Below are 14,265 nucleotides of genomic sequence, written 5' to 3'. Positions count from 1 at the left end.
ATGGTAATGGAAAAACTGTCACGCTTTTAACCTGGAAAGCTAATTTGATATTCTCCTCTCATGATACACCTCAATAATTAAAGGAAAATTATGAATTTCGTTGAAAAATATCAGTCAGTATTCATATTAATATCAGTATCTATCGGATTGATACTTGGTCAAAACACGCTTGCCCGCAATTATGCTTCCCTTTTCATTGTCCCATTTCTTATGGTAATGTTGTTTGGGATTTTTTTACAGGTTCCTCTCGGGCAATTGAAAAATTCCTTTAAGAACTGGAAATTTGCAGGAGTCAGTGCAAGCATAAATTTCATATTCAATCCAACGCTGGCTTTTTTTCTGGGATTTTTGTTCCTGAGTGATACGCCTGCATTATGGATTGGCTTTATTATGTTAATGGTTACTCCCTGTACTGATTGGTATTTGCTTTTTACAGGGATTGCCAGGGGCAATGTCCCCCTCTCAGCCTCCATCCTTCCTATGAATTTAATTCTTCAGTTGTTATTATTGCCAATATATCTTTTGCTTTTTGCAGGGAACATTGCAACTATCAACCCGACTCTGCTTATGGAGAGCGTTGTCCTTGTATTGCTCATCCCTTTTATTGCTTCTCTTGTCTCAAAGACTGTCGTGCCTGGAATAAAAGGAGAATACTGGCTTCAGGAAAAAATCTTTCCAAACCTTGACCATGTCCAGTTCTTATTCTTAAATCTTGCAATTATATCTATGTTCGCATCTCAGGGTGAACAACTTGTCCAGAATCCCCTAATACTTCTAAAACTCATAACTCCAGTCTTGTTGTTCTTTGTCATCGTCTTTGTCGTCGGACAAATCGTTGGAAGATATCTTGGTTTTTCATATCAGGATACTGCCAGCTTGAACCTTACAACACTTGCACGTAATTCCCCGATAGTGCTTGCAATCGCACTTACAGCTTTTCCAGAAGAACCACTTATCGCATTGGCACTTGTAATAGGGCCTTTGATAGAATTACCTGTACTTGGCATCATATCCCATACGTTGTTGTGGATTAGAAAATCTGTCTCTTGAAGCTGTAAAAACGAACACTTCTTTTTTACTGTAATTTTGGTGACCATTAATCCAGCAATATCAACGTATATTGAGAGGGGATTGTATCGTCCATGGGGAATTTCTGGAAAGGTATGCCCAGTTTATTCAATGTTTTGTCAAGCCTGATACCAAGTCCCATCAGGCAGGGTCGGCGAATGGTCGGATGATGGCATTCTCCCTGGGAACTTGCACAGTTTACATCGGTATAATCACTGTTGGCACACCATGTGCACATTCCCGGAAAAGTGGCAAGAGCAGTATTGTATCCCAGTTTCCAGGCGAGTTTCTCAAGTTCTATACTTCCCGGTTGGATTCTTTCCTTGCGCTCCTTCATAACAGTTTTTAAAGTTTCTTCATGCTGCTGTTTAATCTCTTCTTCATCAGGGGATTTGACACTGTATTTAATAAAATTCTCACTTATTTCCCTGGAAAACCGGTTTTCTGATTTCCAGTCAACGAGCAGGGCCCATTGGTACTCCGTCAGCATTTGCCTGAATTCTTCCACTGTCGGTATAAAGGGAGGGCAGACCTGACTGCCGTAACCATTACATCCAAATATGCATTTTAAAATAGTCCTGTTCTCGACTATTATGTTCTCTGCAGGAATAAGTCTGATACTTTTTGCTCCGAGTTCTTCACCCATTTGTTCCAGAATTCTGTAATTCTCGTCAGGAATGGTCATATTTTAGCCTACCTTTTCAGTCTATATCCGGTTTTTGCTGTATTTTGGGGTGTACTAATTAACCAATGCTACAAAATTAGTGATTAATCCTACTAACTATTGTTGTCCAAAAACTTATAAGCTCCGGGCTGATATATTAAAGTATAAAATAATTTCATTTAGGTAATAATTGGGGGGATTATTATACCTGGATTAACAATGTCTGAACTTCGTGTATTTTCAATGATCTTGCAAATAGTAGCCTTATTGCTGATTGTTATAGGTTTTATTGCTTTGAAAAAGAGCACATCCATGAATGAAGGAATATCAAAACATGGTAAGATAATCAATGTTGGTTATTCTCTGGCAATAATATCTGTATTATATATGGCCTATTCTGCTTACCTTTCTATAATTGGCACAGGTTCAATTCTACCATTAATTCTATCCCATGGTTCGTTGGGCATCATAACGTTGGCATTAGGAGCTTTATTTGTCACCAATAGGTGGAGCTGGAAGAGTAAAAGATATATGAGAATTGAATTGGTTCTCTGGCTGGCTGTATTTTTGGGTGGAATATACCTGTATCTTGTAATAAATAATGCCATCTGAATCTTCATCCATAAAATAAGACTGTTATTCAGAAAATTTCACCACGGGGCAGACCTCTATACATTTGCCACAGTGGGTGCACTTATCCCCGATGTAGGCAATTTTGTTTTCGATCCGGATTGCATTGCGGGAACATTTGCCGATACACACCCCGCAACCCATACAGCCCAGAGTCCGGCGTATTGAATTTTCTGTATCCTTGAGGAGTTTCCCGGCATCGGATTTGGAAGATGCTCTCACTCTTACCGAACCTGTCGCAAAGACCTGTGCTGTATCTTTTTGCCGGGTGATCATTGCCATCTCGTCTGTATACTTTACCTCGCCAATAGCAAGTAACATGCCGCTTTTCCTTACTTTTTCCATGTCAAGGGCTGTGGAGAAACTTCCCTCAGCTGTCATTTCCCCGGTGGTGCAGGGCCGATGACCCACACTTGAGGTAAATGTCAATTTTTCAGGGTCGTATTTGGTGGGAGCAGTATTAATTCCCAGTTCCTCGGCTATTTTTTTTATGTTGGCGGGGAGTGATTTCCATCTCCAGAGCCCATAATCAGCCCATTGCTTGTCGATGCCGGTTTTCTCGGCATAGGCATACAAATGCTTCATCAGTTTTTCTTCGTAATGGGGATGGGTCTTTTTCAGACGTTTCAAATCCCCCAATGAAGATGAGGGGCACAGCCAACATCCCATCCGGTCAAAACCTTTCTCATAGAGGGGATTGTAGGGCAACTCATTCATGAATATGTAGAGCCAGATATGCAGGGCAGTCCAGTCCTGTATCGGTGAGGCTGCGGTCTGGTTGCCCACCCAGGGATTTTTCCAGACACGGTTACTACGGGCCCGGGTGGTGGATTCATATTTGCGCTGGCCCACAAAGGTCAGGCAGCCTTTATCATAATTCTCTTCTATCAACCGGCTTATGGGGCCGAGCTTGCATATTTTGCAGCACCACCGCATTTCCACTGCAGGTGGCCCGAAAGCATCGATGGATTCCCAGAAGGCGTCACCGACACTTATGGATTTGACATCCTTTGAATATAACTCTCCCACATGCCGGATGTTCTCCAGTGTTTCAGGGAATTCAAGCCCGGTATCGGCAAACATCATTTCATAATCTCTGACACATTCATCTACAAGCTGCATTACTGCAAGACTGTCCTTGCCTCCGGAATAAGATACAGATATCGGTAGTTCCTCTTTTTCAATGGTTTTCTGGATGAAGGTTTGGGCCTCTGCAATTGATTCATTCATTATCAATCGGTTTGCCCGGATAACATCGCCCCAGCATGAAGGTTTTCTGTCATTGACTTTTAAAGTCGTATCCGCTTTCCACCGGGGTTTGACTGCAGTGCCTTTCTTGGCTTCCATCATTTCCCGGCCATCCATCCGGGCACGCCCTGTGGCAACGACTTCGCCGGCGGGGGTAATTATTATGACCTCGTCATCTTTCTGTATTTTCGGGTCCGCATCAAGCACTCCCGGAGCAAGCAGGTTTGCACCTTTGTGCAGGAATTTTTTCACATCTTCCTCGATGGTCACGTAACCTGTAAGGTTTTCTTTGCCTGCCAAAATCCTGCGAGCGGCTTCCAGTCGGGGCAGGAGTACCCATTCAAGTTTCCCGATCTCATAACGTATGCTTGCAATTACTTCGCCATCAACAATAATCTCATCCATGCGGTCTTCGTAGGGTGCCTTGTTGAGCAGCACGACCCTGTCCGTGTCAAGAAGCGGGTTGTTGAATTGTTGTTCTGATATCCAGTTTATGTGTTCGATATCGTGCAAAAAAGCCGGCCTTATATCTCCGGGGGGTGTAACATTTACTTTTACACATTCATCCCCGCAGGCACATTTTTTGCCAAGAACTGGTACATTGCAGCTGTGGCACCATTGCAGCAGCAAATCTCCATGGAATACAGGTTGTGACATCTATGCTGGAAATCCTGTACTGGTTAAATAATATTGTGGTCGTTCTCAGAAGAACTTTGAAGCCAGTGAATCCCCCTGTGATTCACACATATGTTCGTATGGGCAGTATACACAGAGTTTTCCCCGCTTTGCCTGAGGCATTTTTCCATTCTTTATCTTTTCTATTCGTTTGAGAATATTAAGCACCTCCCTGCGCTCGGCTGGCCGTATTCTCACGGGTCTTGCCTGGCCCTGTGAGGCATAAAAAAGCACTGCGGAATTTACCGGCTGACCGTATGTTTCTTCTGCAAGCATGGAGTAGGCTGCCAGAGGTATCCGGTCATTTTTCCAAACACCCTGTTTTGGGGCATTACTGGTCTTTATGAGCAGAGGTATCTTCTGGTTATCGTGAAAGACGATTGCCGATGGTGCACCAGTTAAGTTTAATTTGTCCGAATGCATCAGGGGTTCGATTTCAACGGGTGTTATGAGTTCAATCATTTCTTCATCGGATTGGCTCTTTAAATTGGCTGCTATTGCAGGCAATACTTCGTATACATCTTCCACAGCATCTTTGAATTGGTTTTCATCAATGTGCTCCAATTCGTCAGAATAGATGGTTATTATTTCCTGTACTATTTCTTCTACCCGCGTTTGCAGCAGGGGGAACATTTCCTGCTGTGACCTGGCAATCTCTGCACAGGAAAGAGCCAGTTCTTTTAGCAGCAAATGACGGATGTAAGGTTTTTTAATGTCATCTGCTATTGTTTCATTCCTGCTGGCAAAGTATACTTTTCGGGGGCACTTAGTGTAGAGCACTACTTCCGAAACATTGGAATTTGTTTCGCAGAACATTGCACACATATTTAGAAGTTAACAAATTGCATAATATTTAAGTTGAATGAATATCCGAACATCGGCAATAGACGAATCGACATTCGTTAAATATATATGCATGCTGGTATTGAGGTAATTGTAGCACATGACCGAGGATGCATCAAAGGAAAACTTACGTCACCGCCTGGCTGAAAAAATGGCTGGTGAGATCACTCTTTCGGATAAGCCCGGGGAGGCTCTGAAAAAATGGAGACTCAATTTCGAGATAGCCCAGACTGATATATCTTCATATCTGGGTGTTTCGCCCTCTGTGATAAGTGATTATGAAAGTGGAAGACGAAAGTCTCCGGGAACCCTTATCGTCAGCAAGATTGTGGATGCTCTGATAAATATTGATTCAGAAAGCGGAGGCCACAAGGTACATGCCTATGAAGGCATGCTATACAGTGATCAGGCATCAAAAGCGGTCTATGCAACTTACGAATACACATATCCAATGCAGCTTGCAAAACTGGCCACTCTTATAGAGGCGGATGTGGCCAACCGGGGTGTGGAAAAACCCCTGTATGGTTTTACGGTGGTAGACAGTAAGAAGGCAATCCTTGAATTGTCTTCCCATGAATTCCAGAAACTTTATGGATGGAGCACCGAACGTGCCATGATATTCACAAAAGTGTCTACAGGGAAATCCCCCATGGTAGCAATCAGGGTCACAAACCTGAAACCTGCAGCAGTGGTTCTGCATGGCCTTAGCATCAGGGAGGTGGATCCAATGGCCAAAAAAATGGCAGAAGTTGACAGGATCCCTTTGCTGGCAACGACTATGGACCTTGATGAATTGATCGAGGCATTAAAACACTACAGTCAATATCAGGTAATGGAATGATATTTATTTTTGATCAAAAGGTGATTTAAGCAATGAGCGTAGGGATTGTTTCATACGGTACATATATCCCCAAATTCAGGATAAAAGTGGAGGATATAGCAAAGGTATGGGGTGATAATGCAGATATACTCAGTGCAGGCCTCATGGTGAATGAAAAATCCGTCCCGGATCTGGACGAGGATACTGTAACAATTGCGGTAGAGGCTGCAAGGGCTGCAATTTGTCGCAGCTGCCTTGATCCTTCCAGAATAGAGGCAATATATACAGGTTCTGAAAGTCATCCCTATGCGGTCAAACCCACCAGTACAATAGTGGCTGAAGCGGTGGAAGCGACCCCTGAGATGACTGCAGCGGATTTGGAATTTGCCTGTAAAGCAGGAAGTGCCGGTATGCAGGCATGTATGGGATTGGTGCAATCCGGTATGGCAGACCTGGGGCTTGCTATAGGTTCAGACGTATCACAGGGTGCACCCGGAGATGCACTGGAATATACCGCTGCTGCTGGCGGTGCGGCTTATATTATAGGCAACAAAGAAGAAGAAATGGTAGCAATTATCGAAGATACCTATTCTTTCACGACCGATACACCTGATTTCTGGAGACGCGAGGGTATGCCTTATCCCGAACACGGCGGACGTTTCACCGGAGAACCCGGCTATTTCAAACACGTTCTGGGTGCCGCAAAAGGTCTGATGAATAAACTTGGCACTTCAGCTGAGGATTACGATTATGCAGTTTTCCATCAACCCAATGGTAAGTTCCCCTCCAGGGTGGCAAAAATGCTGGGATTCAGTAAGGAAAAAATTGCTCCCGGGCTTGTGGTCACAAGATTGGGTAATACTTATTCCGGTTCATGCCTGATGGGTATTGCAGCTACTCTTGACCAGGCAAAGCCTGGAGACAGGATATTTGCCACAGCCTTTGGTTCAGGTGCAGGGGCAGATGCCTTCAGTTTCAGGGTAACGGACAAGATCGATAAGATAAGGGATAAAGCTCCCCGGGTAGAGGAATTGCTTGCAAATCCTGTCTACATGGATTATGCAATGTATGCAAAGCATAAAGGCAAGATAAAACGTGCATGAGGGGATAAAAATGAGAGACGTTGCAATTATCGGAAGTTATACTACCAAATTTGGTGAGATGTGGGAGCGCTCTTTCCGTGATATAGTTGTTGAGGCCGGAGTCGGAGCTCTTGAGGATGCCGGAGTTGGTGGAGAAAGTATCGACAGTATGTTTGTCGGTAATATGAGCGGCGGACAGTTTGTTGAACAGGAACACATCGGTGCCCTGATAGCTGATTATTCCGGCCTGGCAGCCGGTTTGCATGTACCTTCCACCCGTGTGGAGGCCGCCTGTGCTTCAGGGGGACTGGCCTTCAGGCAGGGAATACAGTCCGTTGCATCTGGTTACAATGATATAGTGGTAGCTGCAGGCGTTGAAAAAATGACAGACGTTTCCTCCGTTGGCGCTTCTTCAGCCCTTGCGGCAGCAGCGGACCGGGAGTGGGAGGGTATGATGGGTGCCACCTTCCCCGGTTTGTATGCCATGATAGCCCGCATGCATATGCAGCAATATGGAACAACCAGTGAGCAGCTTGCACAGGTTGCTGTGAAAAATCATAAGAATGGTACCCATAATCCAATCGCCCAGTACAGGAATAATATTACAGTGGATAAAGTGCTTAATTCCATTATGGTTGCCGACCCCTTACATATCTTTGATTGCTCTCCGATTACTGACGGAGCAGCCGCTCTTGTCCTGGCTCCTGCTGAAGAAGCCCACAAATACACCGATACTCCGATATATATAAAAGGGTCCGGACAAGCAAGTGATACTATTGCCCTGCATGACCGTCGCGACATTACCACTCTTGATGCGAGTGTCTATGCTGCAAAAAGAGCCTATGAGATGGCAGGAATCGGGCCGGATGATATCGATGTGGCAGAGGTGCATGATTGTTTCACCATTGCAGAAATATGTGCCATTGAAGACCTTGGGTTTGTAGAGAAAGGACGGGGTGGCAGATTCGTTGAAGAAGGTAATACAGCGATTGGCGGCAAGATCCCTGTAAACACTTCAGGCGGCTTGAAAGCTTGTGGTCATCCCGTGGGTGCTACAGGCATCAAACAGGCTGCAGAAATTGTCAACCAGCTTCGCGGAGAGGCAGGGAAAAGACAGGTAGAGGGTGCTGAGATCGGACTGGCCCATAATGTAGGAGGGTCCGGTGCGACTGCACTTGTACATATATTAGGCAGGGAGAGGTGATTGTAGATGTCTGTTGCAAGATTCTGGAGACAGCAGGTACAGAGATATAATCTCGTAGGTAACCATTGTAGAAACTGTGATGAATACTATTATCCCCCGAGGACTACCTGTCCGTTTTGCAGAAGGAACGGGGAGATGGAGGAATACAAGTTCAGTGGCAAAGGTGAACTTGTAACCTATACGATAATTCATTCAGCAGCTGAAGGGTTTGAACACCAGACACCGTATGTGCTGGGTATTGTGAAACTGGAAGAAGGCCCACGTCTTACATCCCAGATCATAGCACAACCAGAGGATGTGAACATCGGTATGAAGGTAAGGCCGGTGTTCCGCAAACTCGGTGAAAGCGGGGACAAGGGAATGCTCCATTACGGTACCAAATTCACACCGGCGTGATGAGATGCTTGAGGTAGAAGTAAAATCCCGTATCGACCTGTCTCATGCCCGTGAAGTTCTTGACAGGCTTGATGCAAAATTCCTGGAAACAGAGGAGCATTTTGATGTTTACTATAATGCTCCGCACCGGAATTTTGCAGAAACGGACGAAGCTTTGCGTATACGTTCTGTTAATGACAGGCAGGTCCTGACCTACAAGGGTAAAAAACTGGATGAAGTAACCAAAAGTCGTGAGGAAATCCAGACTCATGTGGAAGCCGAAGCCATGATACAGATTCTGGAAAGACTTGGTTTCAAAGAAACTGCCAGGGTCCAGAAGTTGAGGGATGTGTTCAAAATAGGTGACATAACCCTGTGTCTGGACGAGGTGGATTCGCTGGGCCAGTTCATCGAGTTTGAGATAATCTCGGATGCTGATATGGAAGAAAGTAAAAAACGCATTTTTGCGATGATGGAAAATTTTGGCCTTAAACCTGAAGATTCCATCCGTAAATCCTATCTGGAACTGGTGATGGAGTAAACTCCATCAGCCAATCTGGGTTCCATTCTTTGCTTCTTTTTCCGGTGCAAGCAGAATTGCACCGCCGTCTTCATCTACCCCTGCAAGCACCATGCCGAAAGATTTGACACCGCAGAGTTTGGCAGGTTTGAGATTGGCCAGTACGATTACCTGTCTGCCCTTTACTTCTTCGGGACTATGGGTCAGGGCAATTCCGGCAACTATCTGGCGTGGCGTTTCTTCCCCTATGTCAACTTCCAGCCGGAGTAATTTGTCGGCCTTTTCGACCTTTTCAGCTTCGACAACGGTGCCGACACGCATATCGAGTTTTCCGAAATCTTCGAAGGTGATTTCTTCGCTATCTGTCATTACTTGTTCTCCTTTTTTGCGGTTTTGTTTTTCGTTGGCTTCTTTGACCCGCTGTGATGCAATGGCTTCCATCTTTTCTATGGTTTCATCCTCTATTTTCTTGAAGAGGATAGAGGGTTTGTTAAGGGGTGTGCCCGATTCAACAGGCACGGTACCCTGGCTGTAGAGTGCTGTGTGTACATCGCTTTCCATACCGAGCTGTTTCCAGGCATTTTCGGCCCTTTCAGGAATCAGGGGCTCATAAAGCAGGGTAAGGGCTTTGCCGATTTGCATGCAGTTCTTGAGTACGCGGCCACACTCTTCTTTGTCTTCCTTTATCAGGTTCCAGGGTTCCCTGGACTGGAAATAGATATTTCCATAGGACGCAAGGGTCATCACGCTGTCTGCATATTTCTTGAACTCGTATTTTTCCATTGCCTCACTTGCTTCATCAATGGTATTCTGGATGGTTTCCATGACTTCATCATCCAGTTTTCCTTCAGGAATGGCCTTGAAGTTCTTGTAGGCAAAGAGTAATGTGCGGTAGAGGAAATTGCCGAAGACTCCTACAAGTTCGGTATTGGTCTTTTCCTGGAATACTTTCCAGGAGAAATTGAGTTCTTTGGTATGGGATGTGTAACTTGCCAGGTAATAACGCAACAGGTCCTGGTGGAAACCCTGTTCCATGTAGTCATCACCGACCCATACAACATAACCACGGCTTTTTGAGAAGGTTTTGTTCTCTATCTTCACCATACCTGATGCTACCACAGATGAGGCTGGTGAATAGTCAGCACCTTTGAGCATAGCAGGCAGGAATATACAGTGATGGTAGATTATGTCTCCACCGATGAAATGTACGATTTCACCATCATCCTTCCAGTATTTTTCCCAGCTGTCACCGGTTGCATTTGCCCATTCCTCCGTGAAGGCGATATAACCTATGGGTGCATCCACCCACACATAGACGACCAAGTCATCACGACCGGGGAATTTAACTCCCCATTCGAGATTGCGGGTAATACACCAGTCATCAAGTCCCTGTTTTACCCATCCCAGGGCATAGTTGCGGGCATTGGATGTACCGTCAAGTTTGTCAAGGTATTCAAGCAAATAGTCATTGAACTGGGATAATTTGAAGAAGAAGTGCTCCTGTTCCTTGTACTCTGCAACCCCGCCACAGATGGTACAGACGGGATTTTTGAGTTCTCCGGGTTCCAGGTGTTTTCCACATCCCTGGTCACATTCATCACCCCGGGCACTTTCTGCGCAGTGTGGACATTCTCCTTCCACATACCTGTCGGGCAGGAATCGATTACATCCGGCACAATATGCAATCTCTATAGTTTTGGGGTACACATAATCGTTTTCGATCAAACGATTTACTATATCATGAGTACGATTATGGTTTGTTGGGTCATCGGTTGTACCGAAGGCATCGAATTCGATTCCCATGGACTTGAATGTCTCATCAAAATGGGTATGGTATTTCTTAATCAGGGCCTGGGGGGTAGTATTCTGCTCCTCTGCATTGAATACTATGGGGGTGCCGTGGGTATCCGAACCACAAACAAAAGTAACTTCATGCCCCATTTTTTTTAATGAGCGTACGAATATATCTGCAGGGATATAGGTCCTTAAGTGACCGATGTGGGCCATTCCGTTGGCATAGGGTAATCCACAGGTCACAAGTATGGGTTTATCGGGTGAAAAGCGTGACATGGTATTTCTCCGTTTGTATCAGTATTAATGGTAATAATGTGTTTGCAATGGATGGGATACAATTATAAAATACATTTCGCTCCTTGTCTTAATACGGTAGGTGTGTCAGAAGGTATTTGAATATTCAGAGGGATAATTGCCTTTATATAGAGGAATATAATGAACGAAAACGATCCCACCAATAATGATGAGGGTGAAAATTTATCGGGCAGAGAGCAGTTTCTTGCAGGTAGTGATAAATCACTTTATACGGAATTAGAAGACGAGCCGTATGAAGAGCCTTTGCAGGAACAGCCCGTATCCGGATCACCCCCTTTGTCTCCTCCCGATGAACCCGGCAAAGGCCGGATGGATGTTTCCCCTACACCGCCTGAAAAAAAAAGTAATTTTGGCAAATATGCCGCCTTAATTGTGGTCCTGCTTTTTATAATCGGTTCGAGTTTTGCAATAATCTATTATTCAGCCGGAGGAGATTTTTATTCCAGCAATGACAGGGTGGCTGTAATCTATATCCAGGGTACAATGTTAACTGGCAGTGTCCCTTCAGGATTCGGATATGCCACTTCCGAGGATATTTCTGCAAGTATCCGGAAGGCGGTTGATGATAATAGTGTAAAAGCCATTGTGTTGAGGGTCAACAGTGGTGGTGGTTCGGGTTCTGCATCCGAAGAGATCAATACTGAAATAAGAAAAGCCCAACAGGCAGGTGTGCCGGTTGTGACTTCCATGGGAGATGTGGCTGCCAGTGCTGCCTATCACGTGTCTTCCAGTACTGATCTGATAGTTGCAAATCGAAATACAATGACAGGCAGTATAGGTGTAATCTGGACCTTCCGTAACATGTCTGCTTATTACGAGGAAGAAGGCATCGATTTCCATGTTGCTAAATCAGGTGAGTTCAAGGATATGGGCGGAACATGGCGCGGGCTTACCGATGAAGAAAAAGAATATGCTGATCGTGTTATCATGGAAAATTACAATCTTTTCGTACAGGATGTGGCCCAGGGGCGCAATATGACGGTCAGTGAAGTGAAGGATATAGCAGATGGACGTATCTACACGGGTGTCTCTGCCAAACATATCGGGCTTATCGATGAGTACGGCAATTTGTATGATGCTATCGATAGGGCTGCTGTTATGGGTGGAATTGAAGGAGAACCCTCTATCTACTATGTGAATAAACCCTCAATTACAAACCTGTTATTTGGCTCGGAAGTACAGAATGATAACATGGTTGAGAATTTTGTGAGTTACTATGAGAAATCTCCCTTTGGCAAACTTGCATATTGAAGGTGTATTGGATGACAGGAGCAGGCAAACGTTTCATTGATGCAACCAAATTTGGTGAATTGGACCCGTCCCCTCAGATGCTTGGTCATTCCCCTCCGCCCCTCGAAATAGCACCAGGTGCAGACAAGTCTCTGATATCCCTTCCAGACATTGGCGGTTTGGAAATGGATCCGGTTGATCTCAAAAGGGCGATTGAAGCCCGCCGCAGTGTCAGGAATTTTACGGATTCTTCCCTCTCCCTGCAGGATCTTGCCTGGTTGCTTTGGGCTACGCAGGGAGTAAAAAAAGTAATGGATGATGTGGCCACTTTCCGTACCGTTCCTTCAGCAGGTGCAAGACATTCCTTTGAAACCTATCTTTCGATTGGCAATGTGGAAGGCCTGGAGCAGGGTTTGTACCGCTACCTGGCACTGGAACATTCGATTGTTGAAGAACAACAGGACGAGGGTATTATGGCAAAGGTGGCCCATGCCTGTCTGGATCAACCTTTCGTGCGTAACTGTGGGGCTGTTTTCATATGGGTTGCTGTTTCTGAAAGAATGGCCTGGCGATATGGTGAGCGGGGTTATCGTTATTTGCATCTGGATGCCGGACACGTCTGTCAGAATCTCTATCTTGCATCACAGGCGGTAAATTGCGGTGTTTGTGCTGTTGCAGCTTTTAAGGATGATGAACTGAATTCCCTGCTTGGCCTTGACGGGGACAAACATTTCGTGGTGTACCTGGCGGCTGTGGGAAAACGGGATTGATTTATCCCATTTTTTTAAGTTCCCAGCCCAGATGTTCTTTTATTATCACATAAGCCATCTGTGGGGGGAATGCTCCCGCTTCGGTCACGATCAGGTCAATGTATTCTGATGGTGTGACATCAAATGCAGGGTTGCTTATTTTTACACCTGGTATATCACCAAGTTTATCGCTGGGAATAACTTCTTCAGGGTCACGTTCTTCGATTTCCACCAGGTCGCCAAAAAGGGTAGAAGGGCTGAATTTGTAGGTCTCGGCTGCGGATATGAAATTGACACGGGCTTCGTGGGCTGCCAGGGCCAGCTGGGATGTCCCGATCTTGTTGACAAGAGCACCATTTACGGTTATTGAATCTGCACCCACTATGACAGTGTCCACATTTTTCATTGTATATCGCACTGCGGAGTCTACAATCAGGGTTGTGTCAATTCCGGCGTCACTGAGTTCTTTTATTGTGATGAACCCCTGTCTGCGAGGGCGGGACTCGGTTGCATAAACTTTTATTCTCTTGCCCTGCTTGTGTGCGGTTTTTATAATTGCAAGAGCTGCGTGGGAATTACAGTGGGTCATGACGGTATCCCCGTCACGGAGGCGTTTTGCACCGATCTCCCCTATGTTATCAAGGGCTGTGTCGGCATTTCGGATAAATTCTGTGGCGTTATCCAGGATCTGGCTACGCGCTTCTTCCACAGTTTCTGCATCATAACTGCCCGCCAGCATTACCGCATTGGGCAGGGAGACAGCTGTGGGTCGGGTTTCAATAAGAATGGATTTGGCTTTTTCTACTTTTGCTACAAATTCTTCAAAGGACGAGGTTTCCAGCATTTCCACATAATCCCGCAATGCCCGGGCAGCTGCAGCGGCAATCCTGCCTGCCCCGCGAATCTCCATTGTCCTTATCTTTTCAGCCGTGTCGAGTAACTGCTGCATAGCTATTTGGATGTGTTGTGGAAGGATTTATAGGTATTGTAATCCGGATATAGTTTTAATATTTTCTTTGGGGTCCCCCAAAAACTATAATATTTCACA

General features: G+C 45.3%; 14 protein-coding genes. 9 read left to right on the top strand and 5 right to left on the bottom strand.

The annotated features are described in order from the left end of the window. Positions 1 to 90: 90 nt before the first annotated feature. Complete coding sequence (locus tag BHR79_RS02720; protein ID WP_072560919.1) at positions 91 to 1,050, top strand: arsenic resistance protein; 960 nt, start codon at positions 91 to 93, stop codon at positions 1,048 to 1,050. A gap of 46 nt (positions 1,051 to 1,096) precedes the next feature. On the opposite strand, the gene BHR79_RS02715 is transcribed toward BHR79_RS02720, so the two are convergent. Next, positions 1,097 to 1,753, bottom strand: coding sequence for a DUF2284 domain-containing protein (locus BHR79_RS02715; protein ID WP_072560917.1), 657 nt, complete (start codon positions 1,751 to 1,753; stop codon positions 1,097 to 1,099). A gap of 198 nt (positions 1,754 to 1,951) precedes the next feature. Between BHR79_RS02715 and BHR79_RS10390 the strand changes: the two genes are divergently transcribed. Further along, positions 1,952 to 2,344: a hypothetical protein gene (locus BHR79_RS10390; RefSeq protein ID WP_083433005.1), complete on the top strand. Its 393-nt coding sequence runs from the start codon at positions 1,952 to 1,954 to the stop codon at positions 2,342 to 2,344. Positions 2,345 to 2,368: 24 nt separating this feature from the next. On the opposite strand, the gene BHR79_RS02705 is transcribed toward BHR79_RS10390, so the two are convergent. After that, positions 2,369 to 4,267: a phosphoadenosine phosphosulfate reductase domain-containing protein gene (locus BHR79_RS02705; RefSeq protein WP_072560916.1), complete on the bottom strand. Its 1,899-nt coding sequence runs from the start codon at positions 4,265 to 4,267 to the stop codon at positions 2,369 to 2,371. A gap of 45 nt (positions 4,268 to 4,312) precedes the next feature. Then, positions 4,313 to 5,101, bottom strand: a complete 789-nt coding sequence (gene cas4, locus BHR79_RS02700) for a CRISPR-associated protein Cas4 (protein WP_072560914.1) — start codon at positions 5,099 to 5,101, stop codon at positions 4,313 to 4,315. A 127-nt stretch (positions 5,102 to 5,228) separates the two neighbouring features. Between cas4 and BHR79_RS02695 the strand changes: the two genes are divergently transcribed. The 5 genes from BHR79_RS02695 to cyaB are packed head-to-tail and all read left to right on the top strand — an operon-like array spanning position 5,229 to position 9,150. Continuing rightward, complete coding sequence (locus tag BHR79_RS02695) at positions 5,229 to 5,969, top strand: helix-turn-helix domain-containing protein (RefSeq protein WP_072560912.1); 741 nt, start codon at positions 5,229 to 5,231, stop codon at positions 5,967 to 5,969. Positions 5,970 to 6,001: 32 nt separating this feature from the next. Further along, the gene (locus BHR79_RS02690) at positions 6,002 to 7,051 is read left to right on the top strand and encodes a hydroxymethylglutaryl-CoA synthase (protein ID WP_072560910.1); all 1,050 of its coding nucleotides are present in this window, start codon (positions 6,002 to 6,004) and stop codon (positions 7,049 to 7,051) included. Positions 7,052 to 7,061: 10 nt separating this feature from the next. After that, on the top strand, positions 7,062 to 8,234 hold the full coding sequence (locus BHR79_RS02685; RefSeq protein WP_072560908.1) for a thiolase domain-containing protein: 1,173 nt from the start codon (positions 7,062 to 7,064) through the stop codon (positions 8,232 to 8,234). A gap of 6 nt (positions 8,235 to 8,240) precedes the next feature. Further along, positions 8,241 to 8,630, top strand: a complete 390-nt coding sequence (locus BHR79_RS02680; RefSeq protein ID WP_013036644.1) for a Zn-ribbon domain-containing OB-fold protein — start codon at positions 8,241 to 8,243, stop codon at positions 8,628 to 8,630. 4 nt (positions 8,631 to 8,634) lie between these two features. Then, entirely contained in the window at positions 8,635 to 9,150 is a 516-nt protein-coding gene (cyaB, locus tag BHR79_RS02675; RefSeq protein WP_072560907.1) for a class IV adenylate cyclase, read from the top strand. Between the two features lie 6 nt (positions 9,151 to 9,156). Here the strand turns inward: cyaB and metG are convergent, their stop codons facing one another. Beyond that, entirely contained in the window at positions 9,157 to 11,199 is a 2,043-nt protein-coding gene (gene metG, locus BHR79_RS02670; RefSeq protein WP_072560905.1) for a methionine--tRNA ligase, read from the bottom strand. 159 nt (positions 11,200 to 11,358) lie between these two features. Here metG and sppA point away from each other — a divergent pair, with 159 nt between their 5' ends. Further along, complete coding sequence (gene sppA, locus BHR79_RS02665) at positions 11,359 to 12,489, top strand: signal peptide peptidase SppA (protein WP_072560903.1); 1,131 nt, start codon at positions 11,359 to 11,361, stop codon at positions 12,487 to 12,489. Between the two features lie 11 nt (positions 12,490 to 12,500). Continuing rightward, positions 12,501 to 13,238: a SagB/ThcOx family dehydrogenase gene (locus BHR79_RS02660; RefSeq protein WP_072560901.1), complete on the top strand. Its 738-nt coding sequence runs from the start codon at positions 12,501 to 12,503 to the stop codon at positions 13,236 to 13,238. Position 13,239: 1 nt separating this feature from the next. On the opposite strand, the gene BHR79_RS02655 is transcribed toward BHR79_RS02660, so the two are convergent. Continuing rightward, positions 13,240 to 14,166 carry a ribose 1,5-bisphosphate isomerase gene (locus tag BHR79_RS02655; protein ID WP_072560899.1) on the bottom strand — a complete coding sequence of 309 codons (927 nt, stop codon included), beginning with the start codon at positions 14,164 to 14,166 and terminating at the stop codon, positions 13,240 to 13,242. Between the last annotated feature and the right edge of the window lie 99 nt (positions 14,167 to 14,265).

Source organism: Methanohalophilus halophilus (genome assembly GCF_001889405.1).
GTDB classification, from domain to species: domain Archaea; phylum Halobacteriota; class Methanosarcinia; order Methanosarcinales; family Methanosarcinaceae; genus Methanohalophilus; species Methanohalophilus halophilus.
This window is presented reverse-complemented; position numbering and strand designations above follow the sequence as displayed.